Raw genomic sequence first — 26,470 nt, 5'->3', positions numbered from 1 at the left:
CAGGGAAATTAACCATACATCTTAAAATTATAGTTCAATTAACTCCAAACAATGAAACGAATGATAAAAAGAGGAACAAAGAATCAGTTCCCCTCAATCAATTAAATTGCACATCCAAACGAACAGGTACCCTATTTCGCTCTTTATATGCCATGATTACAAAACCAATAATACCTAAAGCCAGGGTCACTGGAATGATCCCTATACCGTAAGTAAAAGCACGAACCACCTGAGTTCCGCCATTAGCATTAATGACATAACCAATGACAGAATGAAAACCATACCCAAAACTCATGATGATCATATTGGCAACAGCTGTGGTAAGACCCGCCAGATTATCCGGAACATAAGTAGACGCTTTGTAAATTGCCAAAATTTGGTAGGCACAACACATTCCCACCAAAATAAAACTCACGGAAATAGACGTTACTGTTAACACCCCCATCACCAGGGTACTGAATATAAGGCACATTACAGTGCCTGCTGCGATAATAGTACCCAAATAATAACCTGATTTTTCAGCGATCAAACTTAACACAGGGGAACCAAAACACATCCCAATAAAAATCATTGATGGCAGGTAATTAGCAGTCGTCACATCAAAACCATAAGCCTGTTTTAAAAAAACTGAGCCCCATACATCAGAAAAGCCTTCAAGAGGTCCAAGCATCAAACCAGCGAAACAACACAACAGGATGACATCACTATTGGTAAATACGGCCTTTATATTGGCTATAACAGAATCCTGATGCGTAGCCTCAACATCAGGAACAATAAAATAAGTAATACAAGCCAGTGCCAGGCCAAGAATAACGAACAACTCAACGACCACCTGATAACCCAAGGTAGAGCACAAATAACTTACAGGCCCTCCACCATAAACAGCACCTATAAGCCCAATCATGACGGAAATACTCAACATCCGAGGAAAATGCTGTTCCTTAAACGTCATACGGATAATTTTAAATGTTCCTAAAATAGCAGCAGAAGATCCAATCCCGATTAATGCTCTACCAATCAAGGGATAAATCCAATGCTCTGCAAATAATATTGGCAATAATCCAACAACAGTCAGTAAAATGCATACCGACATCACTTTACGTGGACCAAAGCGATCGAGCATGATGCCTATAGGTAAATGCATCAAAGAATACCCCAAATAATAAATTCCTGAAAATTGGCCAAATACAGCAGCATCAATATGAAACTGAGTGGTAATATCAACCATCATAATACTAGGCATCACTCTGAGAACGTATTGATAAGCGTAAAATATGGACACAATAATCCATACAAACCAGGCAAGAATTCGTGAGTTTGACATAATTCCTCTCAAAAAAGCGATTAACGCGAACATGGTGTCTAAATTATAAACAAGCACTGATTTTAACTGATTATCGTTGAAATTAAATTGCAAAATTAGACTATAAATGCGTGATAATGAATTTAAATTTCACTAAAATAGATATTTTTGATATTAAATTCTAAACTATTACTTGTATCTTCTATTTTTTATTGAAAAGAGGCATTTTGATGGATCGTACAGATAAGAAAATTCTTGAACTTCTGCAAACAGATTCTCAGATCAGCAATCAGGAATTAGCTGACTTGGTCGCGCTCTCTCCTTCCTCTTGCCTGCGGCGAGTTAAATTATTAGAGGCTCAAGGGTATATTAAAAAGCAAGTTGCGCTTCTTGAGCCTGAACATTTAGGCTTGCACTTAACGGTTATTGTGCTTGTAGGATTAAACAGTCATAAGCCTGCCATTATGAATGCCTTTGAAGAGACCGTCCGTTTTCTGCCTGAGGTGGTACAATGTTACCTCATAACAGGACAATCAGCAGATTATCTGTTAAAAATCATTGTACCTGATCTCCAGGCATATCAAGCATTTTTACTGGGTAAGTTATCGGCCATCAATGGAGTTGAAACGGTTCACTCAAGTTTTATATTACGGACGATTAATGACACTACGGCCCTTCCCCTCGATTATCTGGATAAAGGGATTGTTTAATTCACAAGGCACAACACACTGTACAATAGCGAGCTTAAAATATACTCTTTTATTTTAAACTTTTATGACTGATTTATTCATTTTATTTAACTCTTTAAGTAAACCCTAAGCTTACTCCTGTATAATAACTAATACATAAGAAGTCGTGGGACATTGAGAGTTAATTGATAAATTGTCAACACACCCTGGGTTATGTAAACACTATTTGTAGAATAAAATTACGTCATTTCGAGTGTTCGCGAAGTAGATCGAATCGTCGCAAACGCTCGCAACGACAACTTGTTTGCAACGAATTAAACATTCGTTCATAGGACCTAATTAAAATTATTAAAAAATAATCAGGAATAACAATGTATGATACCAATTTCAGTGCATTAACAGCAGCTAATACATATCCAACAACTGCAGTTGAATCGTCAGTGATTACTAAAACTCATCCTATTGATTTTAATGGTATTATTGGTATTTATGTACGCAAGTCCCAACTCTCTGTTTTCATCGAAACAAAAAACAGAATCAGCGCATACAAAATTAATCCCGATTCCCATCAAATGGGTCATTGGCACACAGAAATACTCCCTCGCAACTCCGTTACAGCAGACTCATTTGATTTGCTTAGAAAATATTCCGAACATTATGCGGAAGTTAGTGAGCCTCTTTCTAATCTAGAACCCTTTAAAGAAATCATGAACCAGGAAACCCTTGTAGGCTTTAGCACATTAAAAGATATAAACAATACGATTCAATTGGCATTATCTGTACTCACTACACCGATAAATTTTGAGTATAATCCAACACAATGATGCTCCCCTTTTGCGACCCAAATAATCTCCTCAGTCATGCTACTATAGACCAGCTTAATAATTTCTTAATATACCTTGTCTATAATAAGAACAAATCTAAATAAAACCAACCTTACGGCGGTGCAAAATGACCCATTCTAAAATTGAAAAACCTGGAATCGATATTTATAAATGTCCTCAAGCGGACATAACTACAGCAACGGAGATCACCATCGGTGACTTGCATGCTAACGCAATGTTGATGATGTATTTTTTAGTGACAAATGGTGTTCTAAAGATAAGTGACGCACAATATACTCAATTAAAAGATATCTATCTGAAGGACAATCTAACTAAAGAAGATATTAAAGCCTTTAATGCTATTGTTGATAATTTGGAAATTGGAGAAAAACCTCTCATACGTTTTGTTGGAGATGAAATCTGCGACCGCGGCCAAAACGACTATTTCATTTTTAAAATTCTTGAGAAACTCAACAAGTCAGGTGTTCAAACCGAAATACTGCTTTCAAATCATGGTATTGAATTTATGATTCCATATGAACAAAATCAGGAGTTATATGCTCCCAATATTGGTTTTATGGGGCAATCCAGATCTATGGATAACATGAGAGCTTTGATTGAACGTGGAGTGATTACAAAAGATGAAGTCGATCAATTGGTTCAAGCCAGTTACTTACCCAACTTGAAATTAATCTCCTATACTCTCGATGGCGACAACCTTACAGTATACAGTCATGCGGGCATAGGATTAGAAACCATTCGTTCTATGACAGAACTTTTTAAAGATGATGGGGTCGTTTACAAAGACGATACTGCTGAAAATTTAGCAAGAACCATAGAAGCGATTAATGCAGTATTTGACAAACACGTTAAAGCAGGAACAGTTCATACCCTGACAAAGAACATGTCAAATTCCAGAGACTTTAAAAATGATCCAGTAACCTTTTTAATATGGAATCGTGATTATTATTATTTAAGCAGAGAACAAGATCATAATGGATATCAAATGTTTTATGCTCATGGTCATGACTCAGGTGAACCTACACAAAAAAACATCATTAATCTGGATAACATGCTAGGAAAAGGGGCAACAAATAATACAGGAACTTATAAGGTGTTAGGAGTTCAAGGTGGACCATTAGCGCAGCTGGAAGCAGATGCAGTTGAAGAGGTGAGTCGTGTAATTCAATCTGATAAAAAAGAGCATTCAGAAAGAACTCCTGCCCAATCATCTGTTCCGGAAGTACGCGTTGAGCCCCCCATTACGTCTCAAATCATATCTAAACCTCAACAAGAACCTCAAGATTTAGTAAGTCCTTTTCATAGTGAATTATATAAACTCAGAACCAAGGCCATGGAGTTACTGCGGGATGGTCATGTAGAAGCCTACCAAAGTGCAATGAAGATACATGGCACATTGACTGATGCATTTACTCAATTGCAAAAGGATGGGGATCGCCAGACGTTCAATAAAACCTGTACTGATGTTATTAATCAAGAGCGTCCTCAACTGGAAAAACATAGAGGTTGGTCTGAGATTTTAATCAATTTAGCTATCGCAATATCAACTGCCGGCATTGGATTACTGGTTAAAGGAGCAATTAATCTAGCAAACGATAATTCATTCTTCCATGTGCATAAAACAAAATCATCAAAAATCGTGGACGAAATCCAGGACAAGCTGGATCAAGGACCAGCCAATAAAATCTAAAGTTGGCCCCTCTTTCCTTTGGATGATGAAACATCTCACAATCAAGATGTTTTATCATCCTCAATACCGAACAGGATCTTCTGATGACGACCTGGTTGATGAATTTTGAGCTACGCCACAGCGTTATTGATGGCAAAACTTCCGAGTTTTAAGAAGCTCTACCTCATTGTGATGCGCTTTACTCATTTAATGGAGTTCAAGTGTAACACCATTCAATTCACCCCCTTTCTTCATTGTATCAATCAGTCCTCAAATTGCCTGAAAAACTCTACTTGTTCCTTAAGGACATAGGGATGAGCCTGTATGTGATCCAGGGTGTCACTGATTGACTTAATAAAAACTTGATCGCTTTTTTTCCTGAAAATGTCATAGGCAGTTTCAGCGCCATGATAGGGAACATCACGATCTCCCTTAGTTCCTATCATCAAAAAAGGAGCATTAGGAACAAAATCATAGTGATTGAAATTGGCTTTGAGTATATCGAGATGTTCATCCGTTTGGTTAATAATTCCACTAAAAAAAGCAGGTTGCAGTATGATCTGTGGATTCAAAGGCAAGGCCTGGAGAATTTCGGCTGCGGTATGATTACCATCCAATAAAACAGGAATCAGTGTATTATAAGGCGGCACAAAAAGTTCATTAAAATCAGCCCAATAATGTCTGTAAGTTTGTAATGTATAAAAGAAATAAGCCAGATACGCTGTTGCACGAGGGCCTGGGTCAAGCATAATGAAACTCATGGTTTCATCCCAATCATATGGCGCCGATCCGGAAGCAACCGCGGTAACTGGAAGATCGGGATATTGATTTACCAGTAATTCAAACATGACATTGGTAGAAAAACCACCTTCAGAATAACCGGCAAGATACAACTTCTCACTGATTGGATAATTTAAAGTATGAGCCAGTTCCTTAGCGGCGATTAGCATATTCACACTGCTACTGGCGAGTGTGTCACTCTGCACATACGGATGAATAGGCAGTTCATTATCCCCAAGACCAAGGTAGTCAGGCATGGCTATCATATAACCTGCACTACTGCCAAATGCAGCCAGATACATATAGTTCTTTTCATTATTACGAGAAGGCACATCATTACGTTCAAACCGTGTGCCATGCTGGTAACTGACAATCCCAACCTTGGTGGTTGGAGATATTGGCATAGCAACCAGTCCGGAAGCAATCGTCAGGCTTCCATCGGGAGCGGGAGTTCTGTAAAGAATTTTATACAATTGCAGTTTATGATGAACGGCAAGAGTATCCAGCGGGGGCATTTTATTTAATGCAACCCGAGCCGTTTTCTTGGAGAACACCCCCATTGAGACGTACTGTACCAGAGTTTGATTTGACGTAGCAGCAGCGTAACCATTGACGCAGAAAACAATAGAAAACCAAACACAAAAAATACCTTTTAATACATGATATGTTTTCATAACCTTCCCTGTTTCAAAAAAAATGAATAGTACACTGTTATCTTAAGGAATCAAGTGGACAGAAAGTTAAGGAGGATCCCTCGATAATCATGGGAAAAGTTGTCACGAATGCACTGCCGAATCGTCTACTCATCTTTAAAAACCAGACCCGTTCTACTCTCTGGATTCAACAGTCACAGCCGCGGAAATTCGAAAGCAGCATGTACTCAAATCTCAAGCGAATTCCCGAGGCTGTGACCTCGGAATCCATGATGGTGGCACTCAAGCATTAGTTCCAGCGGTCTTCACCGCGGGAATTCGGCTTAGATTTATTTAACGGCAGCTACCTGATGCTGAGACATAGTTGATCCAATGCTTTTGCGCTGTTATCCTGAAGCAATTATGTCTCCATATATAGAAACAAAATCATTTGATGTTCCTGGCTTTATTGCGTAATCGAATTCCATTATCCTCGATAGAGATCACACCCTCTTTATACAATTGGCCAATCGCACTTTTAAAACTTTTTTTACTGTCGCCAAAGGCACGCATAATCTCTTGTGAAGAGCTTTTATCATGGAGCGGGAGAAAACCACTGTTTTGGTTTAATTGAGCAAGGATGCGCCCTGCCAGTTCATGAACGCTGTCACGCCCCAATTTTCTTAAAACAACATCAACTTTCCCATCATCCCGAACCGTTTTAATATAACCAGGCATTCTTCTGCCATAATTTAAAGTTTGAAATATATCCCCGGAATGAATCAGTCCCCAATGACGATCATTGATAATCACCTTAGTTCCCAAATCGGTAGTTTCAGCAATAAGCAGACTCACCTCATCCCCTCGTTTCAAATTAAACGGGGTTTTATCCAGAAAATGATCCAGTTTCGAACTGGCAATAATGCGGCCTTTGCTATCTTGTTTGACATAAACGATATAAGATTTACCCAATTCCATTGGCCTTTGCTGCTCCGGCACAGGGACCAATAAATCCTTATCCAGGCCCCAATCCAGGAAAGCACCTACACGATTGACATCTATAACCTTTAAAAAGGCACAATGATCTAATCTGACGCGAGGTCGCTGTGTGGTGGCAATAATCTTGTCATCGGAGTCAAAATAAATAAACACATCTAACGAATCATTTACTTTAGTACCTTCAGGGACAAATTTGTTTGGCAACAAGATTTCTCCCCAATCGTCACCATCAAGATAAAAACCAAAGGGTACTTCTTTAATTACGTTTAATTTATTAAACTGCCCTACTTTAATCATATATGACTCACTTTTAAAATCAGCACCAATCTTACCATATCAAGGCCAAATTGCGGCAAAAAAGCTGCGGTCATGTAAAACACATTGAACACTCCATACTTGTCAGGTGCTCCATGCAATAAAAAGCGGTTCAAAGCTGAATTTTATCCTCATCGTAATTAAATACACCAACCCGCTATCCTTCGGGAACAAGCTCGGTAGTAATAAACAGTTTAGATGTTAACGTGCGATGAACTGGGCATTTATCGGCCATCTCAAGTAATTTTTGCCTTTGAATTTCGGTTAGATCACCTTGTAACTCAATTTTTCGGATTATATGATCCATTTTAGAGTTTTTATTTTCGCAATCAGCACAGTCCTCTGCATATATTTTCTCATGCTGTAATCTCACAATGACTTTTCTTAATGGAATCTTTTTAAAATCAGCATACATGCGTAGCGTCATGGAGGTACACGAACCTAACCCTGCTAGCAATAAATCATAAGGTGATGGGCCGGTGTCGTTGCCTCCACTGGCAAGAGGTTCATCTGCTTTTAACGCATGTGCACCTATCCTTATTTCCTGGGAAAATTTACCTGTTCCAGATTCAGAGACTATAGTTTCCATGATGTAATATCCTTTGTTGTCCCATGTCCATTCCTTTTCAAAAATCAGCATCTGATTCTTGAAAACCCTCACGTTCATTCACTACTAATTCAGAGATTGAGTTTAAAGAGCATCTGATTTATTTTGGCTTTTATTGTTTGAAAACATGCTCGCGAATTTACTGGTCAGTACATAAAAAACCGGAGTAAATATCAAACCAAAAAAGGTTACGCCTATCATGCCGCTAAACACCGCCACACCAAGCGCTTGGCGCATTTCAGCTCCAGCTCCCTCTGCAATAACTAAAGGGAATACACCAAGAATAAAGGCAACAGAAGTCATTAAAATAGGCCGTAATCTAAGCTTGGCTGCTTGAATAGCCGCTTTCCATCGACTGGCGCCATTCTGTTCAAGGGTACGAGCAAATTCAACAATCAAAATGGCATTTTTCGAAGCAAGACCTATCAGTATAATAAACCCCATTTGAGTCATAATATTATTTTCCATCCCCAGGATTTTTATCCCTAACATCGAAGAAAACAAACACATGGGAACAATCAGAATCACCGCCAAAGGCAAGGTCAAACTTTCATATTGAGCAGCCAAAACCAGATAGACAAAAACCACTCCCAGGAGAAAAGCAATAACAGCGGTATTACCAGCTGTCTTTTGTTGGTAAGCAATGTCGGTCCACTCATAACTAATTCCTTCCGGTAAATATTCATTAGCCAATTGCTCCATCGTAGCCAGAGCGTCGCCTGTACTGTAGCCAGGTGTTATGTCTCCCAATAAATCAATTGCTGGATACAGATTGTATCGAGGCATTCTCGCAGGGCTCTCTGTAATCTTGATTGTTGCAAGGGAGCCGATTGGAACCATTTCATTCTGATTATTACGAACTTTGATCTGATAAATATCCTCTGTTCGTTTACGGTATTCATCATCAGCCTGAGCAATCACTCGATAAGTTCGTCCCAAATAATTAAATTCATTAACAAATACCGAACCCAGATACACTTCAAGTGCTTCGTTCACTCGGGCAACAGGTACTCCAAGCTGCTCGGCTTTCTCTTTATCAAAATCCAGAAAAACTTTGGGCGTGCTGTTTTCAAACAAGGTAAATACTGATGTGGTTGCTTTAGCCTGATTCGCTTTTTGCGCAAGGGTCATTACAGCATCATACAATACCTGCGTACCTCGCCCGCCCCTATCCTCAATCATCATCTTAAATCCCCCTGCATTACCGATACCACGGACAGGAGGAGGCGGAATGACCACAATAAACGCATCTTTAATCGAGCCCAGCTCCTTCCTTAACTGAGCCAAAATCTGATTGTAACTCAATCCAAGTTTTCTTCGCTCATCAAAGGGTTTTAATACTGAAAAAATCGCAGCAGAATTTGATGAATTAATATAAGTTGCCCCGGAAAATCCAGCAAAAGCAACCGCATTTTTAATCCCGGGAATCGCTAATATTTTATTGATTGCGTCTTGGACTACTGCATCGGTACGGCTGAGGGAGGCTCCGGGGGGTAATTGAATGGAAACGATAAAATATCCCTGATCCTGTTTGGGTATAAAACCTCTGGGTACAGAGCCAAATAATAATACAGTGACTAAAATAAAAAGAATGTAAATAGATAACATCTTGCCGGTATGATGGATTAATTTAGCGATGAATCGGCCATAAAACCTGGAAATGGAATCAATGAAACGATTAAATCCCTCAAGACTCATTCTTATGGGATTCCTCCACTTTTCCCGATTAAATTTCTCATTATTATTTCCATGGGATTTAAGCAATAAAGCAGCCAATGAAGGGCTTAAGGTTAAAGAGACAAAAACGGAAATAATCGTTGCAATAGAAATCGTTGCGCCAAATTGCTGATAAAATCGTCCGGACAATCCTTCCAGGAACAAGGTGGGTAAAAACACAGAGACCAGAACCAAACCAATTGCGACCAAGGCGGAGCCTACTTCTGACATGGTTTTGTGTGCCGCTTCACGCGGGCTCATGCCCGAACTGATATTACGCTCCATATTTTCAATAACCACAATGGCATCATCTACAACAATTCCAATAGCCAAAACCAAACCAAATAAAGTTAAATAATTTAACGAAAAACCTACTGCATCCATCACAGCAAACGTGCCAATCAATGAAATTGGAATTGCAATAATTGGAATAATCGCAGCACGCCAGGATTGCAAAAACAGTAAAATCACTAAAACCACAAATAAAACAGCTTCATAAATTGTGCGTTTTACTGCATTGATGGATTCGGCAACAAAATTCGTCGGATTGTAAACAATGTCATAAACAACCCCTTCCGGAAATGATTTTGACAGCTCCTGCATGGTCGCCTTTATTTCATTTGCAGCCTCAATCGCGTTAGTTCCCGGACGCTGAAAAACAGGCAATGCAATCGCTGGATTTTTTCCCAGATATCCTTTTGTAGCATATTCTTGTGTCCCTAATTCGACCCTGCCAATGTCTTTTAAACGGACAAGTCGACCATTTTCTCCAGATTTAATGATGATTTGAGCGAATTGTTCTGCCTTTATCAGGCGTCCCTGAGTTTCTATCGTATATTCAATGCCGAGCTGGGACTTTTGCGGCGCTCTATTCAAAGTACCGCTGGCAATCTGCACGTTCTGCGACGCCAGTGCGTTAATCACCTCATTGGCGGTCAAATCATAAGAATTCATCAAATCAGGATTAAGCCAAATTCGCATCGCATATTCACTGGCACCCACCAACCGAATATCACCTACTCCGTCTATACGTTTTATTTTATCCCTGATTTGCAGTACAGCATAATTACCCAAATAGGTTTGATCGTACTTTTTATTCAGTGAGTACATATTAATAACCAACAATAAATCGGGAGAGTTTTTTACTGTTTTAATCCCTATACGACGCACCGCTTCTGGCAATCGTGGTTCCGCTATCGCCACCCTGTTTTGAACAAGAACCTGGGCCATATCCAAATTGGTACCCATTTTAAAGGTAATCGTCAATCGCATTTGCCCATCATCGCTTGATTGCGAATCCATATAGAGCATGTTTTCTACACCATTCATTTCTTGCTCAATGGGTGTGGCTACGGTTTCTGCCACAATTTTTGCATTAGCTCCTGGATACGATGCAGTAACCTGAATGGTGGGAGGAACAACTTGAGGGTATTGCTCTATAGGCAAATTAAAATAGGCTAAAGAACCGACAATTACGATGATAATTGACAGTACAGAAGCAAATATCGGTCTTTCTATAAAAAAATGAGGCATTTTCATTAATAGAGTCCCGTTATATAGGATTATTTTTATTCAGACAATTTAATCAGAACCGGCTTCACTTCCTGTTCAGGTACTCGAATTCGTTGAATGCCGCTGATAACAACATGTTCATTCCCTTTAAGACCTGATTTGATCACATAAAAACCACTATCACGCAAGGCTCCGAGTTCAATATACACACGCTGTACCTTATTTTGTTTATCAACAATGTATACATAGTTCTTGGATTGATCGGTGTTGATTGCTTTATCAGGCAACAAAATGGCCTCATACTCACCGCTGCTGATTAATCGTGCCCTGCCAAAAAAGCCCGGATAAAGGATGTTATCAGGATTGGGAATAAGAGCACGCCCTTGAATCGTTCCAGTGCCCTGATCGACCACGTTGTCGATAAAATCCATTTTGCCTTTATGAACAAACTGAGTTTCATCCTGTAATTTGACCATGATAGTATTCGAATGAGCATCTGACCTGGGAAGCTTCCCTGACTTGTCCAGCCTGATGTATTTAAGCAAATCATTTTGACTGAATTCAAAATAAAAATGGATGGGATCCAGGGATATAATTTTAGTTAAAATAGTATCATTCATTTTGATCAGATTCCCAACACTGACATAATAACGGCTAATTCGCCCACCTATGGGAGCAGTAATATGGGTAAATTCCAGATTTAATTTGGCTTCATTCACCTGGGTAGTAGCTACTTGCATCTCTTTATAGCGTTGATCAATCGCCTCGGCAGAAATAAAACTGGATGCCTTAAGTTTTAAAGCCCTATCGTATTGTTTTTTGGCCAAATCTTCCTCAGCAACAGCGACCTCCAAGGCATATTGAAACGGTCTGGGATCAATCTCAAACAATACATCTCCTTTTTTAACGATTTGACCGTCCTTAAAATTAATTGAAGTTAAATAACCTGTAACGCGCGATCGGATATCAACATCTTCAATGGCCTGAAAACGGCCTGTATACTCATCCCATTCGACAATTTTTTTTATTAATGGTAAAGCCACATCCACTTCAACAGGCGTAGCAGGGGCATTGGAAGTTGAGTTATTACAAGAAACAGTCAATAGACTTAATATGGCCAGCACCACCATTAACAATCTGCTCATTCAATTCCCTCTGAATTCTTTATTTTTATGAATTGTAGCTGATATACATTAAGATTAGCCCAAATTTCATAACTTGACAGATTTTATCCCCTTTAAAAAACAGAACAATTTTAATGCGCACAGTTCGTATTTGTGTTAATATAGTGCAAATTTTATTTTATTTGGGTAATTAATATGGTTATTAATCGGTTCAGCATCTTGTTTATCGCATGCTTTTTCATGATCTTCCAACAGTCAACCCACAGCCAGGTTTTGGTCGAAAAGCCCAGCACCCAAGAGTCTTCAAGCAGAACAGTAACTGAATCCAAACCTATTAAACCAGGAAATGTCATCCATGGTGAAAATCTGGTTGTGAATTGACCTGAGATAGTATACCTCGGGACTTTTGAGAACTTTCAAATATAGCATATACTGTTTATTTTAAACCTATAGGGATATTCACTATGTTAACAGTTAAGGTAATCATAGGCAGTTTACGAAACGAATCATTTAATAAAAAACTCGTTCTCGCGCTAGACAAATTAAATCACCCCAAGCTTCAGTTTAAAATCCTGGATTTGCACCAAATCCCTTTGTATAACCAGGATATTGAATTAAATCCACCGCAATCAGTGATTGATCTGAAAAATGAAGTTGCTCATGCCGATGGAATTTTAATAGCTACTCCGGAGTATAATCGTTCCATTCCCGGAGTTTTAAAAAATATCATTGACTGGGGTTCTCGACCCTATGGTGCTAATTCCTGGGCTAATAAACCTGTAGCCATCATTGGTACAAGCCCAGGAGTTATAGGCACTGCAGTCGCTCAATCGCATCTGCGCAGCATTTTGGTTGGAATCGATATGTTCGTCATGGGACAACCTGAAGTCTACCTCATGTATAAAGAGGACTTGATTGATGAACACTATAATATTACCAATGAAAGTACTAAAAATTATTTACAAAAATTCCTTGATACTTTTAGTAACTGGGTAGAATTTCATCACTAAACACCTGACCAATACTCATTCAGGAAGAAGAACAACTGAAATCTCTTATCTGTACCTTGTTAACTGATGTTCAGTTGTTCCTGAGCCTGTTTCATCATTAAACAGCAAAATCATTGAACTGACATAAAACCAGTCCAGGTTACACCATATTCTCTCTTTCCTGCTCGAGCCAGGCTAAAAATGCTTCGCGATCTGATTTGGATAAACTTGAAAACTTATTTTTAACCGACTCAATTGGGTGTAGTTTTTTTCGCGTCGGTTGAGGCATCGCTTCTTTAAGCTTCATTTTTCCTTGAACAACATTATCATACGCTTCGGGATCGCTCGCTCTTAATTTCAAAAGTTGACCATCTGCTGATTTGGAACGAGAAGGTAGATAAGTGATGGTATTTTCCTGAGCTAACTGCATACTCATAACATCCTGTTCGGTCAAATCGCGATGTAATTCTCGAATCGGAATCTTCTTTTCTTTTGCTAACATTCTAACACTGGTATCTACTTCACCAAGTACATCCCCCCAATGAGCAGCGTGTTGATTACTTTTGTTCATGGCGGCTCTCAACAACCACAACAGGTCATTGTTAGTAATACCAAGCCCATCTGGCGACTGACCAAGCGCATACTCGCCAAAATTTTTATACGGATGAGATCTTTTATTCCAAATTTCTTGTTCAATAATTTGTGAAATTACGTGAGGCAAATCCTGAAATATTAGTTTACTTGCTGTGCTTATGTACTGATTTGCCATTTCATGTAACTCATCATCGCCTGGATTTGGGTTGTTATCAATCATTCTATCCTCCAATTGTACTTTTAGCTGCATTCTCACTTATCATTGTCGTCTGCATGAATTAATCACTCTACCATAGCCTCAAGCGCTGTCTATCTGGAATGATTCATTGCAACTCGTCATGCTGCGAACTTGCGGTAATGATAGGTGAAGAAGTTAAATAGAGTCCAGAAGATAAATGATCTTTAACACGCTGAATATGGATCAAATTCTCTAATTCGTATAACCTGTCATGGAATTAAACAAAATCAGGACTTGGGAACAACGCCCGATCTATTCGTTAAAGGGAATTTTTAAATCAGTCGTTGAGTTAAGCTGAACTCATTTATTAGAAATTCCTTTGACCTCGACCCTGGGTTTTTCCTAAGTCATAAAAATTAACAAGGAGAGGTTTTAATGCGCCGTTGTTTCAATTTAGTTATTAGCAGTCTCTTGTACTTAAGCCTAAGCTCAACTTTATATGCTCAATTGCCTTCTAATTACCAAAGTCTGCCTGCCGGAGAAAAACAAGAGTTACTATGGCATGAAATTACCCTGAGCAATCAACTGGATCCACTGCCCCCACTGAGTGGCAACAGTTTTTCAGAAATACTCGAAAAACTGAATGGTTTATTTAACTTAAAACCTACTTTTGATTACACCAGCGATGAACTCCCGAAAGGCCGCGTGAAAATTATTCATGCCAACGGATCAGTAGGTAAAGTTGCTTTTATACCGGCAGCAGATCATCCATTTACAGGAATATACGAGACTGGCGCAATTGGTATCGCCAGACTGTCTTTGGCAGCGGCGCCCTCTGATGACAGTTATGTCCCCGGCATGGCCATTAAATTCATGGTCTCTCAAAATCCCTCTGTAAATTTACAGGTTATGAATCTTCTTGAAGGACAAGAGGGAAATTGGAATTATTTTGCAAAAGAATTTTCCAATCAGATACCCCACCCCACAAGCTGGACTTTAAAAGCAATAGAGAAAATATTTGAATGGGCTCGTGACCCAGCTAATAATCTGCCACTTTGGCATTTGGCTGCCTGGACAGGCGATGGCAGATATAATGGCATTCCAGTTTATCCAGAACGTATTTTCTTCAAACCTGCCAGTACAGTACAAAACATCATTCCAGAAACCTCACGTGAAGATTTCAGACTTTCCTTATCAAAAGTACCTTTTGGCCCACTATATGAAGTATACGGTGACTACCAGGGCAAAGAATACCACATAGGCACGTTAATGTTGGAAAGTTCGTTATTGGCATCGGAGTACGGTGATAAAAAATTATTTTTCCAACACCAGCGTTAATGAGAACAGATAGATCCCGCGCAAAAAGCGCGGGTTCCAGGGGTAGCTAGATGAACTATCAACAGACCTTAGTGTCTGGTTTTACTTTTTGTAACACCCATCAACCACCCTATGCTGACTTCAAGCTCATCAGCTATTTTTTGCATGGAATAATTATCAAAGGTAATTATCCCATTTAGCAATGCCTCTACTTTAAACCTGGGAAGTTTAAAAAGTTTGGAACATACTTGAACGCGCTCCGTCATTAAAGCAGGTACACCAAGTTCATCCAGTTCATGGTTCAAACGCTCATTAAGTTTCTTGTTTGACATGATAGTCTCCTCTAGGCTTTTTTTTAGTTTAAAACATTAAAGCTTAAGGATTGATTAACAGAAAGATCTTTAGCGATTCAGACACCATCAATCCACTGTCCAAATTAGAGCTAAAGCATCATCTCTGTTCTTGAAACAAACGTCAAAAATGCCCCAAAAAATTGGAGCATCATTTAGAATTTAATCTTGGGGACAAATATCGGTCTTTCCCCATTCTTGGATCAAAATCAATGGCGTTTGAGAGCATCTCATCAATTATCTTTGGCATTTCTTCCATCAAGTAGATTTTGGCTGCATCCAATTGATGATTAAAAAGCGATACGCCAACCACTTTACGTAGAGGTGTTTCTATTCTAGAACCCCAAGGAGATTCGGGCAATGGGGTATTTAAACGGTTTAAGTATACTCCATAGTATTCACTAAGTTGCATGGCTCTTTTATAGTAATCGGTGCTGATTTGCTGTGCTTTTTCCAAACCAGGTAATCCAAGCATGCGTGCGCTTTCAATTAATCCAAGAGCTGCCTTATTGATGTCCAGATCTATTTCTCCGGAATGAGCTGTTGCATAAAGCAGACAACATGCTAATAAATACCTGCATTTGGCTTTTAGAGAATTGATAAACACGTCTTTATGAGTGGATTCAACTTCAATTAAAATTTTTTTAAGTTGTTCTATGGCATAATGAGCCACTTCTACAGAGCGATTTTCAAACAATTGTTTCTTTATTTTACTGTATGCCTCAGACAAATCCGCTGGAGTGCCTTTTTGGCTTTCCATAAAAAGGGAATGTTTTAATTTTAACTCTCCGATTGACGGCGTGGAAGAAGCTGCTTGTGATTCAGACGAAATACTGCGAAAATTTAGAACTGAGGTTGATCTTATCATGAAGTTTCCTACACATATGAAAAGGACGAATATTATACAATAAATGTTCTTAAAAAACACATGGTGGCGATAAAAAAATCAAACCAGTATCGGTAAGTGATTAAAAAAATTCAATAATCACCGAAAAAATTAATTCTTAACGTAACGATGCACCACTGCTCCCCCAAATTTATTCACAATGTATTTTGCCCCTATTCATGGACATTTCCTTTCAAGGACCATCAGTTGTCCACCTATTTATGGAGTGAAATGTCAACCACATTATGTACTGACTTAACCACTACAGATTAAGGTTCAATATCATTTCATAAGCTCACTCCCAGCAAAACTAAAGCTTTTTCATATAAAGAACTTCCTCTAACAAAGCGCCTCCCTCATAAAATTCTTCCATTTTGGTTGTCCCCGTATTATGAAAGCCCAGAGATTCATAAAACTTTCGTGCTTGATGGTTATCAGATAATACCCAAAGGTAAATGGTTTTATAACCAGAAGAGGATAATTCGGATAATGCGGCAAGACATAATTGAGTTCCTAAACCCAAGCGCCAATAATCAGGATGCAAATAAATGGCACTAATTTCACCTTTGCCTCCATCACCATGCGCATCTCTAAAGGCGCAAATACTCGCAAATCCAACAATTTTATGATGCACCTCAATAACTAATACTTTAACGTTCTGTTTTATAAGGTCTGACCATTGTTGCGTTCGTTCTTCAATGGACAGATCCTGCAATATAGACTCAGGAATGAACTCTTTATACATTTCCTGCCAAGAACGAATATGATTTTCTGCAATTGCTTGAGCGTCTTCTAAAGCAGCCATCCTGATAGCTGGCACTAGTTTGTTCTTTTTCATTATCAATATTATAAAATTAGAATCCCTCAATTTATCATTATTTATTACGATTCATATATTATTTTCTTCACAAAATTCTTGGTATCCATATAATTGCATCATTTTAATACTGTCAATGAAAACAAAAACGACTTGAAATGGTCTTATTAAAAGCAGGTTCATTTTAGTGAGAACCCTATATAGCCGCGAACAAAGCACAGGAAGCAAGGATAAATAGATAAACTGTCACCAGCCCCTAAAAGACGTACCACTTATTTGGGTAAAGGTATATATTCCTTGTCATCTCCAGGAATCGCCCCAAAAGCACCATTACTCCAATCCTGTTTCGCTTGTTCAATTCGTTCTTTATTGCTGGATACAAAATTCCACCATAAGTAGCGTGGCTCTTCCAGAGCGGTTCCTCCAAGCACGATAAAACTGGAATTAGTAATAGCAGTAATTTGAATATCAGAACCTGGTTTTAAAATGAGCATTCTATTACTGCCATAGTCTGCATTATCGATTCTTATTTCACCGCTTAAAATAAAAATGGCCCGCTCTTCTACAGCTCCAGAAATACTCATTTGTCGCGCAGCATGAAGCCCACATTCAACAAACAAAGCATCCGATTGAGTCACCACCGGTGATTTTAAACCCATCCATTCTCCAGCAACTACCCGTATACTGATGTCTTTCTCGTCATAATGAGCAGGAACAACCATTCTGGAATAATGATTAAAAGAAGGATCCATTTCTTCTTTGCTTAACGGTAAAGCCAACCAACATTGTACACCCCAAAATTGCTGTGGATTATGACGATCCTTTTGCGGAGTTCGTTCTGAATGAGCAATTCCCCGTCCTGCCGTCATCAAATTGACCTCACCCGGAACAATGGCTTGATACGTTCCCAACGTATCTCTGTGTTCAAGTGAACCAGAGAACAAATAAGTCATAGTAGCAAGACCAATATGAGGATGAGGACGAACATCAATACCCTTGCCAGTGAGCAGTTCTCCGGGTCCCATTTGATCCCAAAAAATGAAGGGACCGACTGTCCTTTTTTCTCTGGACGGTAATACTCGCCCTACTTCAAATCCACCCAGATCAACAGTACGAGGAATAATCTCAAGGCTGATATGCTGAGGGCACTTTTTACTCTCGCACACAGGTGTTTTTGTTTTGAAGTAACTCATGATGAAAATCCTTTGGTTAGAGCCTGTTTTGTGGCGACGCACTTATGATATTAAGTTTATGAATAATTGGGAACATTTGCCAATTTTGAGGTTAAAGTACCGCATTACCCTTATATCCCTCACAATGCAGTAATCATTTTGCCGAAGTCATCATCTCTTTCCAAATGTACTTTATAAACTAACACTCACTAGAAACTGATCAAAAAATAACTTGTTAAGCCTATATTTGTGCATTAATATTAACATTAGAAAACCGCTTTAATCGATAGAGATTACAATGAATGATTATCCTAAAAATAAATCCCATACAACTCCCCCTCCTCAAAAAAAAGCATCCCAGTTCAGCACCGACGAATCCGAACAGTTAGCATCAGAACAAACTAAAAAGAATCGCATTGCACAACCCGATTATCCTAAGATCTTAGGTGGAGTTGTGCTGATTTTGATTTCTGTTCCATTCGTTGTAGTAACTTCTCCATTAGCCTTTTTGGGTAGTGTATTAGGTTTCCTTAGTGGAGCAATCCAGGGTAAAGAGCTTGGCGCATCAAGCTTGAATGGAGCAAAAATCGGTTCATTGGGCTCTATATCTGCCTTCAATTTTGGCCTGGATTTAACCAGGGCAACTATAGAATCCAATGAAGCTACTCAGCTACACTCAAAGTTATTAGAAAACGACGCGAGTGCACCTGCTCAAGCCAGTGATAAGGATATTACTATCAAACATCAAGAGAAAGCGGACTCAACCCCGTCCACCAAACCAGGAGACACTAAAAATCAGGATGTTTCTCTCAAGCCACAAAAGAAAACCGACTCCACCACGTCAACTCAACCTGGAGTCACTAAAGGTCAGGATGTCTTTTTTGCAAAATCCCAAACAAAACCCCAATCGAAGCCATTTAAATTTTCAAAGTCACATGATTTTAATAGCCCTGAAGACCTCTTAACATTTACAGAAACCATAAATCAGTTGATATCTCAGGATGAAGCAAAGGCTCAACCGCAAAAAGAGGGCTCTACACCCAAAGTCAAAGAACCTTATATTGTCAAATTGATTGAAGTAATTAAAAATCCAAAATTATCAGGCGATGAGTTTTGGGACAGACTGGGTCAAATGAGCGACAAAGACATTCAGTTACTTGTCGGAAGACTCAGTTCGGTCAAAGGAAAAGGAGCTCACAGCCTGACGGAGCTGGATTCTCTGTGGCGACAATTTAGTGGTTTTGAATTTGAGCCATCCAAAAGGGAGTATAAAAAGAACAAATTTACAGTAGTTCTTGAATCGCTCTCTGATGCTCAATTAACTGCATCGCTTGCTTCCCCTGATTTTTTAAAACTGCTCAATATAGACACCTACATTGAAGCTGCAGCAAACACCTTGAACCGAAATCAATTCGCGTTATTTGCTTCGAACAGTAAAAATCATGATGCGCTCAATTACATGATTAAAAAATTGCAACCAGATCCTTATTTGCTAGGGAAACTGGTTTCTATTCTGCCTCATGCTACAGTAACTATAAAAACAGCGTTAATCGATCAGATTACTCATTTAGCCCATCCTGCTTCTTTTAAAATTGAATTGGCCAAATTGGCCGAACATTATATTGCCATTAATACCAAGAAAAATATCAAACAAACAGCACCATCCTCAAGTACCAAGGAGAGCAAACCTCAAACATCCAAATGGGCAACAGTAAACGCTTCAATAGCTCCAGTCTATGCATCAGCCAAACCTGTGATTAAAACGGATTGGACCGATGAGGCTTTCGCCGCATTTATTCAGGAACTGGATGCAACAACGTATATTATTAATGAGCTAAAACTCATGGGTGACTTGAATGCATTGCCCGACAATCGAATTAAAATGATTGCTGAGCGAGCTGCTTTACCCGAATTTAAAAATTTGCTCACTCATTTTTGGCGGATCGAAGCGAAACCGTTGAATCATAAGTCAGACATTGAGAACAGAGAACACCGTCTCAGCCTCATGTTGCACCACATATCAGAAGATCAGCTCATACAGTCCATCAAAGAAAATAAATTTTGGGAGATTTTTAGAAACATCCAGGAACCTTATTGCAAAATGGCCGCTGCAGAATTAAGCCCAAGGCAATTTGAACTCATAATAGCAAATGCGCCTATCGAGCGACATGCTGATTTTGCTGTAATTCTCACCCAGCTACCCAAAGACAGTCCCGATGAAAAAGCGCGATTTCACCAAATAGTAGAAGCAATACTTCCACACACTACCCCCTGGTTTGCTTTAGCACTCGAGCGGCAAATAAAAAGCTTAATCGCCGGTGATAAACCTTTATTTGAGCGTTTTAGTGCAGAATTAAAACACAACCTGACTGCATCATTAGAACGTCCTGAAGTAAAAGTCAGCTATCAATTAGATACTACTTTAAACAAAGCAGCGATTGCCCAGCTCCTGATCGAACTCCCTGAGCCTAATAATACGCCCCCGCGTTTAACCTCTTAGAGCCAGTTGACCATTCGTTTTCACCGTCCCGCGCATCAAGGCCGGATCCCATGTTTTAGCGCGGGGCAGTGGCAAAAAGATAGGGGCAAGCTGCCGCAGGTAAGCGTTTGTCAGCAAAAAAATAGTCAATTGTCAAAAAGCCCTGGCTCCGTACATGGCAAAAAAACGGTCATGCCCACGCAGAAGGGCAAACATTCATCAAAATAAACCGATTCCAAAGAGCCAGTCGGGATTATTGTTTTCCACGTTTAAACTCTCTTTCAACTCGCTGAAACACTCCATATCACCTCCTTTTGGCGTTCGAGATGATATGATTTGAAGAGTGTGTCAACGAGTTATCTCAACGTACTGCAGTGCCAAATGCCAAATAGTTGCCCGCCCGTGCGGGCAAGACAACTTTTTTGTCATGTACAGAGAGACCCTGGTAAAACTTATTGTTCATTAGATAGGTTTCCAATATATTATGTATGTTGGATAACTCTATGAAATACGTTCAGGACTGATATGGATTGGAATCCCGAAAATTATACCAAGGGAAACTACTTTCAAAATGAAACCAGTGAAGCGTTTCGTAAAAGCTTCCCAGTGCAGCCATTTGGGAGAATTTTGGATATCGGCTGCGGCGATGGACAATACACCCGTTTTCTTGCAGATCATGTAAAAAATGGACATATCATTGGAATAGACAGCTCAGCAGAGATGATCAAGCATGCGAATCAGCATTGGGCCAATAAAACGCTCAGTTTTGAACTGCACAATATTGAAGAGTATCAACCAACTGACCCATTTGATTTCATCCTTTCATTTTGGTGTTTGCATTGGACTGACATCAGCTTATCTTTTCCCAATATGTTTCATTCCTTGGCTGAGGGCGGCAGAATATATGCTTTGTTTTCCTCTTTTTCCAGCAACAGTATTTATCAAACTTGTTATGAATTAGCCAGACAGCATCGCTATGATTTTTTAACAGAACGCTACATTAATTCCAGTAATGAATATCAATATTATTTTTATCGTGTTCTCAATACCCTGTTGCAACTCCCTTTCAAACAATTGAAACTGAATCTAAAAACGACACATGTTTACTTTCCTGATATCAGTTATTTTAAAAATTTATTATTAACCATGCCTTTCATCAAAACATTTCCACCTGATGAAGTTAACGATATCATTGAAGATCTGTTAGAAGTATTCCAGGAACATTGTCATCGCCAATATGGGGGCAAATTATATTATGAAACCCGCCCCATATATTTAGAAGCAATTAAATAACCATGCAGGGGATAGAATGGATTTTAAAATAGTAAATCATCGCGAGTTAAACATCCCCATCATCACGTCCTCTCTTGCCGCGCCACTTAATACCCCTGAAAACTTAATTAAGCTCATTCATCAGCATCGAGTGGAATTTTTAAAGCTGCTTGCAAAATACGGTGCTCTTTTATTTAGAAGTTTTGCCTGTCAGGATGTGGATCACTTTTCACAGGCTATCGAAGCATGCAATTTGGGTGACCGTTGCAGTACTAAAGATTATGAAATTGCAAGAACAATATTGGCCAATGAAATTTATACTTCGAGCGATCTCCCAGCCCATATATTTTTACCTCTTCATCATGAAAAGCCCAGAACCAAAAACCCGCCCAGCCATATCTATTTTTGTTGCAATACCCCAGCACGTGAAGGTGGTGCGACGCTTTTTGGAAATGCGGGAGCCATTTGGCACGATATGCCAGAGGAGATACAGCAAAAAATAATGAAGCATGGCATAGTCTACAAACAATTTTTCCATGGTAAATCCCTCAAACAATCTCTGATAACATCGATGTTAAATACCAGCAGTGCTCGAACCTGGATGGACTATTTTGGTACAGTAGAGAAAAAACAGATTGAAGAGCGCCTAAACATCGAGGGACTGAAATGGGAATGGGTCAATGGAGGCACTGATTTAATTGTCCTGAATTTTTTACCTGGAGCAGTGACTCATCCAGTGACCCATCAAACGCTGTGGTTTAATTCAGCAGGATATTTAAATTATTATTCCAATTTACTCTACGGTGAATTAAAGGCATTACCGACATACTCCTACCTCGTGAACCGATATCTCATCGCTAAAGACATGTTACCCATAGTTTGCCATTATGGTAATAATACCCCATTCTCTTCTGCAGAAATCCTCCAAATTAATCAAGTGATTGACCAACATACCTACCCAATCTATTGGCACGCAGGAGACTTTATGATCGTTGATAACTTTACCTTTATGCATGGAAAAGAAGCCCACTCAGGCAAGCGATTAGTGTATGGATGTATGACCCAAGCTTATTCTTGATTTTTTAAAACGACTGCAAGTGGCATCATAAATGATTGTCTATTTCTGAGCCAATATCAAAGTACAATCATAAAGAGGCTGCTGTTTTGAAGTATTAGGTATAATAATTGTGAAGCCTATTTCCTTCAACATCGCATGGTATTCCTCTGGAGTTTTCATTATATCTACTGCAAATGCATCAAAAAAAATGTAGCGATATTCTGCAACAAGGCACGCAGGATCAGCCTCATCCTTAAAAAATTCACAAACAGCAACCATGCCTTTCTCAGGCAATGCGTGATAAGCCATTCGTAACAGTTTTCGGCATAATGATTCATCCCAATCAAATAATACCCGAGAAAATAAAATCAAATCATATCCGGATGGGAATGAGTCTTCGTTAATAAAATTTCCCTCTAATACAGCTACTGTTCCACTTAACCCCTTGGCCTCAATCGTGTTTCTGGCCAACTTGGCTGCAAGAGGTACATTATATACTGTGGCTTGTAAGTGAGGATAAGTGTTTACAATAGAACAGGCCATGGTTCCATCGCCGCCCCCAACATCCAGAAGTTGCGTCACCCTGCTAAAATCAATGTGATTTAATATACAACGAAGAGGCTGATCAGCTGTATAAGTCATCCATTCCTCAACCCTCTTAACTTGCGCCTCGGTTTTTGGGGGCCAGAAAACCTGTTTTCTTATGGAGCCAAAACGTAATGCGTCTGTTAAATTCTCATCAGCAATCTCGCTCCAGGAAGCAAAGAACATAGTCATCCAATACTTACTGTCTCCTTGCAACAGAGCAATGAATTCATCAGGCAACTGATAGGCTTCCTTCCCATCCTCTGTGGTTATTTTCACTAAAAAGTGCTCATCAGCAAGAAGATGGAGCCATTTAAGCGCTCTATTGGGCATTAATCCTAATTGCTCAATAATATCTCGTTCCAAAACACATTTCTGGTGTTCAAACAATGAGAACAGGTTGAGGCTGAACATGGCTTCTATCAATTTAAGTTGTGCGCCTTGGGCAATCAGGGAAAAATAATTATTATAAAAGTCAGTATTGTATTTTTTGGACGTTACTGAAGCTAAGCTATGTTCCGAATACGTATGATTATCGTCTTTGGAAAACCACTTTTTTAACCATGAAATCATCATATAGAATAGCCCGATAGAATGAACGCGTGTTATTTTTGAGCCAATATCAATGATGTATATATAAACCCAACTTTAGGTTCCGTATTGGGTATGACAACAGTAAACCCTATATCTTCTAGCATAGCGCGATAAGAGGCTGCGGTTTTCATCACATGCGGGGCAAAATCATCATGAAATATGTATCGGTATTCAGAAGAGAGGCATCGTGCATGATTCTCCTCCTTATAAAACTCACAAATACCTACCAGACCATGTTCTGGTAAGCATTGATAAGCCATGCGTAATAATTTTCTATCGACTTGCTCATTCCAATCAAACAACACACGAGTAAATAACACCAGATCGAACCCTAATGGAAATGCATCTTCATTGATAAAATCTCCCTGATATACGCTGACTCTATGACTTAATCCCTGCTTTTCGATATTTTGTCTCGCCAGTTCTGCCGCTTTGGGAAGATTGTAGACTGTGACCTTAAGGTGAGGATGAGCTCGAGCAAATTCGCAGGCCATGGTTCCATCCCCTCCTCCTACATCCAATACATTGCTCACTCTACTAAAATCGATTTGCTCCAATATATTCTGTATTGGTTGTTCTGCTGTTTTTGCCATCCAGTTTTCAAGCCAAAGGGCTTCTTCATCCGTTTTGGGCGGCCAGGATACGGGGACTTTAACCTGGCCATAGCGAAGTACGTCGGTTAAATTTTCTTCAGCTCCAACTCTCCATGTGCCAAAAAAGAACCGAATAGCCCACCATCTATCGCTGCGCATCATTTCAACAAATTCTTCGGGTAGTCTGTAGGCGGGCTGATAATCTCTGGTCGTTGTTTTAATTAAAAAATGCTCCGAACTGAGCAGATGAAGCCACTTCTTCGCTCGAATTGGCATTAAATGTAATTGTTTAATAATGTCCTGCTCTGCAACACAGTCTTGTTGTTCAAACAAGGAAAATAAATCGAGATTAAACATCGCCTCAACCAGCTTTAAACGAGCGCCACTTGCAATCAGGGTGAAGTAATTCTCATAAAAAGCGGCATTAGGTCGAGGTTTTACAGATGAAGACACCGGTTGCTTAATAACGTCCTGGGTTTTTCCATTTTTAAACCATGCGTTGAGCCAAGACTTTATCATTTATTCATTCAAAAATAGTGTGATAATTCAGGATATTAAAAAACATCCCGCTTCGCAATCCCAACCTTAAAAAGTGTTTGAAAACATCCGGGGGATTGTGGGGCTTGTTTTAAATGTACTTGAGAGTGTGGCAATTGATTAGTAACCCTCATCCCCAACCCTTCTCCCTTAAAGGGAGAAGGGAGCTTGAATGTTAAAGTAATACCAAACCACCCGGTTTATACCTAAACGCCCTTCTCCCTTGAAGGGAGAAGGGAGCTTGAATGTTAAAGTATTACCAAACCACCCGGTTTATACCTAAACGCCCTTCTCCCTTGAAGGGATAAGGGAGCTTGAATGTTAAAGTATTACCAAACCACCCGATTTATAAACGCCCTTCTCCCTTCAAGGGAGAAGGGTTGGGGATGAGGGTTTATTAAATTCCAAAATAACTTGAAATAATACCAAAGCGAGATAACATCCCCCTTAACGGATATTCAATAAAATTAATGAAGCACAATGCAAGAGCGCGCAAGGAACCTAAGAAAAAATCAAACGGATGCTGCAATCCGTATGTGGTATTATCTTCGAAACAGAAGGCTAGGCGGCTATAAATTTGTACGCGAACAAGTGTTTGGCCACTATATAGCTGATTTTGTTTGTCGAGAAAAAAAACTCATTATTGAAGTTGATGGCGGCCAACATATGGCTGCCGAAGCATATGACCAACAACGAACAAAGGATTTAGAAGCACTTGGTTATCGGGTCATGCGTGTTTGGAATAATGAAGTGTTTAATAACATCGAGGGGGTTATGGAGCTTGTTTTAAATTTACTTGAGAGTGTGGTAATTGATTAGCAACCCTCATCCCCAACCCTTCTCCCTTGAAGGGAGAAGG

General features: G+C 39.4%; 23 protein-coding genes. 10 read left to right on the top strand and 13 right to left on the bottom strand.

Annotation, left to right across the window (positions count from 1 at the left end; translation table 11 throughout):
- Positions 1-97: 97 nt before the first annotated feature.
- The gene (locus G543_RS17995) at positions 98-1,324 is read right to left on the bottom strand and encodes an MFS transporter (RefSeq protein ID WP_035922342.1); all 1,227 of its coding nucleotides are present in this window, start codon (positions 1,322-1,324) and stop codon (positions 98-100) included.
- Between the two features lie 203 nt (positions 1,325-1,527).
- On the opposite strand from G543_RS17995, the gene G543_RS0113530 reads away from it, so the two are divergent.
- The 3 genes from G543_RS0113530 (at position 1,528) to wip (ending at position 4,527) form a co-directional block, all read left to right on the top strand.
- On the top strand, positions 1,528-2,013 hold the full coding sequence (locus G543_RS0113530; protein ID WP_028384996.1) for an Lrp/AsnC family transcriptional regulator: 486 nt from the start codon (positions 1,528-1,530) through the stop codon (positions 2,011-2,013).
- Positions 2,014-2,363: 350 nt separating this feature from the next.
- The gene (locus G543_RS0113525; protein ID WP_028384995.1) at positions 2,364-2,816 is read left to right on the top strand and encodes a hypothetical protein; all 453 of its coding nucleotides are present in this window, start codon (positions 2,364-2,366) and stop codon (positions 2,814-2,816) included.
- A 127-nt stretch (positions 2,817-2,943) separates the two neighbouring features.
- Positions 2,944-4,527, top strand: coding sequence for a Dot/Icm T4SS effector Wip (gene wip, locus G543_RS0113520; RefSeq protein ID WP_028384994.1), 1,584 nt, complete (start codon positions 2,944-2,946; stop codon positions 4,525-4,527).
- 242 nt (positions 4,528-4,769) lie between these two features.
- On the opposite strand, the gene G543_RS0113515 is transcribed toward wip, so the two are convergent.
- The 5 genes from G543_RS0113515 to G543_RS0113485 form a co-directional block, all read right to left on the bottom strand.
- Complete coding sequence (locus G543_RS0113515; protein ID WP_028384993.1) at positions 4,770-5,960, bottom strand: alpha/beta hydrolase family protein; 1,191 nt, start codon at positions 5,958-5,960, stop codon at positions 4,770-4,772.
- A gap of 405 nt (positions 5,961-6,365) precedes the next feature.
- Positions 6,366-7,214, bottom strand: coding sequence for a CvfB family protein (locus tag G543_RS0113505; protein WP_028384991.1), 849 nt, complete (start codon positions 7,212-7,214; stop codon positions 6,366-6,368).
- A gap of 175 nt (positions 7,215-7,389) precedes the next feature.
- On the bottom strand, positions 7,390-7,821 hold the full coding sequence (locus G543_RS0113495; protein WP_035922375.1) for an OsmC family protein: 432 nt from the start codon (positions 7,819-7,821) through the stop codon (positions 7,390-7,392).
- A 102-nt stretch (positions 7,822-7,923) separates the two neighbouring features.
- On the bottom strand, positions 7,924-11,094 hold the full coding sequence (locus G543_RS0113490; protein WP_028384989.1) for an efflux RND transporter permease subunit: 3,171 nt from the start codon (positions 11,092-11,094) through the stop codon (positions 7,924-7,926).
- 29 nt (positions 11,095-11,123) lie between these two features.
- The gene (locus tag G543_RS0113485; protein ID WP_028384988.1) at positions 11,124-12,212 is read right to left on the bottom strand and encodes an efflux RND transporter periplasmic adaptor subunit; all 1,089 of its coding nucleotides are present in this window, start codon (positions 12,210-12,212) and stop codon (positions 11,124-11,126) included.
- A gap of 174 nt (positions 12,213-12,386) precedes the next feature.
- Between G543_RS0113485 and G543_RS0113480 the strand changes: the two genes are divergently transcribed.
- Together G543_RS0113480 and G543_RS0113475 are read left to right on the top strand one after the other, a co-directional pair.
- Complete coding sequence (locus G543_RS0113480) at positions 12,387-12,572, top strand: hypothetical protein (protein WP_028384987.1); 186 nt, start codon at positions 12,387-12,389, stop codon at positions 12,570-12,572.
- Between the two features lie 83 nt (positions 12,573-12,655).
- Positions 12,656-13,201 (top strand): NADPH-dependent FMN reductase, encoded by a 546-nt coding sequence (locus G543_RS0113475; protein ID WP_028384986.1) that lies wholly within the window; start codon positions 12,656-12,658, stop codon positions 13,199-13,201.
- Between the two features lie 139 nt (positions 13,202-13,340).
- Here the strand turns inward: G543_RS0113475 and G543_RS0113470 are convergent, their stop codons facing one another.
- Positions 13,341-13,994, bottom strand: coding sequence for a hypothetical protein (locus G543_RS0113470; protein WP_238584693.1), 654 nt, complete (start codon positions 13,992-13,994; stop codon positions 13,341-13,343).
- A 393-nt stretch (positions 13,995-14,387) separates the two neighbouring features.
- Between G543_RS0113470 and G543_RS0113465 the strand changes: the two genes are divergently transcribed.
- A complete protein-coding gene (locus tag G543_RS0113465; RefSeq protein ID WP_028384984.1) occupies positions 14,388-15,290 on the top strand; it encodes a hypothetical protein in 903 nt (300 codons plus the stop codon).
- 68 nt (positions 15,291-15,358) lie between these two features.
- Here the strand turns inward: G543_RS0113465 and G543_RS0113460 are convergent, their stop codons facing one another.
- The 4 genes from G543_RS0113460 to G543_RS0113445 all read right to left on the bottom strand — a co-directional run bounded on the left by G543_RS0113460 (position 15,359) and on the right by G543_RS0113445 (position 18,515).
- Positions 15,359-15,601: a hypothetical protein gene (locus G543_RS0113460; protein ID WP_028384983.1), complete on the bottom strand. Its 243-nt coding sequence runs from the start codon at positions 15,599-15,601 to the stop codon at positions 15,359-15,361.
- 169 nt (positions 15,602-15,770) lie between these two features.
- Entirely contained in the window at positions 15,771-16,487 is a 717-nt protein-coding gene (locus G543_RS0113455) for a hypothetical protein (protein WP_028384982.1), read from the bottom strand.
- Positions 16,488-16,815: 328 nt separating this feature from the next.
- Positions 16,816-17,343, bottom strand: coding sequence for a GNAT family N-acetyltransferase (locus G543_RS0113450; protein ID WP_028384981.1), 528 nt, complete (start codon positions 17,341-17,343; stop codon positions 16,816-16,818).
- Between the two features lie 251 nt (positions 17,344-17,594).
- Positions 17,595-18,515, bottom strand: a complete 921-nt coding sequence (locus G543_RS0113445) for a pirin family protein (RefSeq protein WP_028384980.1) — start codon at positions 18,513-18,515, stop codon at positions 17,595-17,597.
- 277 nt (positions 18,516-18,792) lie between these two features.
- Here G543_RS0113445 and G543_RS17990 point away from each other — a divergent pair, with 277 nt between their 5' ends.
- The 3 genes from G543_RS17990 (at position 18,793) to G543_RS0113425 (ending at position 23,323) form a co-directional block, all read left to right on the top strand.
- Positions 18,793-20,994 carry a hypothetical protein gene (locus G543_RS17990; RefSeq protein WP_051190713.1) on the top strand — a complete coding sequence of 734 codons (2,202 nt, stop codon included), beginning with the start codon at positions 18,793-18,795 and terminating at the stop codon, positions 20,992-20,994.
- A 504-nt stretch (positions 20,995-21,498) separates the two neighbouring features.
- Positions 21,499-22,266 carry a class I SAM-dependent methyltransferase gene (locus tag G543_RS0113430; RefSeq protein WP_028384979.1) on the top strand — a complete coding sequence of 256 codons (768 nt, stop codon included), beginning with the start codon at positions 21,499-21,501 and terminating at the stop codon, positions 22,264-22,266.
- Positions 22,267-22,282: 16 nt separating this feature from the next.
- Positions 22,283-23,323 (top strand): TauD/TfdA family dioxygenase, encoded by a 1,041-nt coding sequence (locus G543_RS0113425; protein WP_028384978.1) that lies wholly within the window; start codon positions 22,283-22,285, stop codon positions 23,321-23,323.
- 39 nt (positions 23,324-23,362) lie between these two features.
- On the opposite strand, the gene G543_RS0113420 is transcribed toward G543_RS0113425, so the two are convergent.
- Together G543_RS0113420 and G543_RS0113415 are read right to left on the bottom strand one after the other, a co-directional pair.
- Positions 23,363-24,463 (bottom strand): methyltransferase, encoded by a 1,101-nt coding sequence (locus tag G543_RS0113420; protein WP_035922332.1) that lies wholly within the window; start codon positions 24,461-24,463, stop codon positions 23,363-23,365.
- Positions 24,464-24,492: 29 nt separating this feature from the next.
- The gene (locus G543_RS0113415) at positions 24,493-25,593 is read right to left on the bottom strand and encodes a methyltransferase (protein WP_028384976.1); all 1,101 of its coding nucleotides are present in this window, start codon (positions 25,591-25,593) and stop codon (positions 24,493-24,495) included.
- A 498-nt stretch (positions 25,594-26,091) separates the two neighbouring features.
- On the opposite strand from G543_RS0113415, the gene G543_RS0113410 reads away from it, so the two are divergent.
- Complete coding sequence (locus tag G543_RS0113410) at positions 26,092-26,430, top strand: endonuclease domain-containing protein (RefSeq protein ID WP_028384975.1); 339 nt, start codon at positions 26,092-26,094, stop codon at positions 26,428-26,430.
- Positions 26,431-26,470: the final 40 nt, after the last annotated feature.

Origin of the sequence: Legionella moravica DSM 19234 (assembly GCF_000423305.1) — a bacterium.
Lineage (GTDB): Bacteria > Pseudomonadota > Gammaproteobacteria > Legionellales > Legionellaceae > Legionella > Legionella moravica.
Note: the sequence above shows the minus strand (reverse complement) of the source record. Positions and strands in the feature narration are given on the sequence as shown.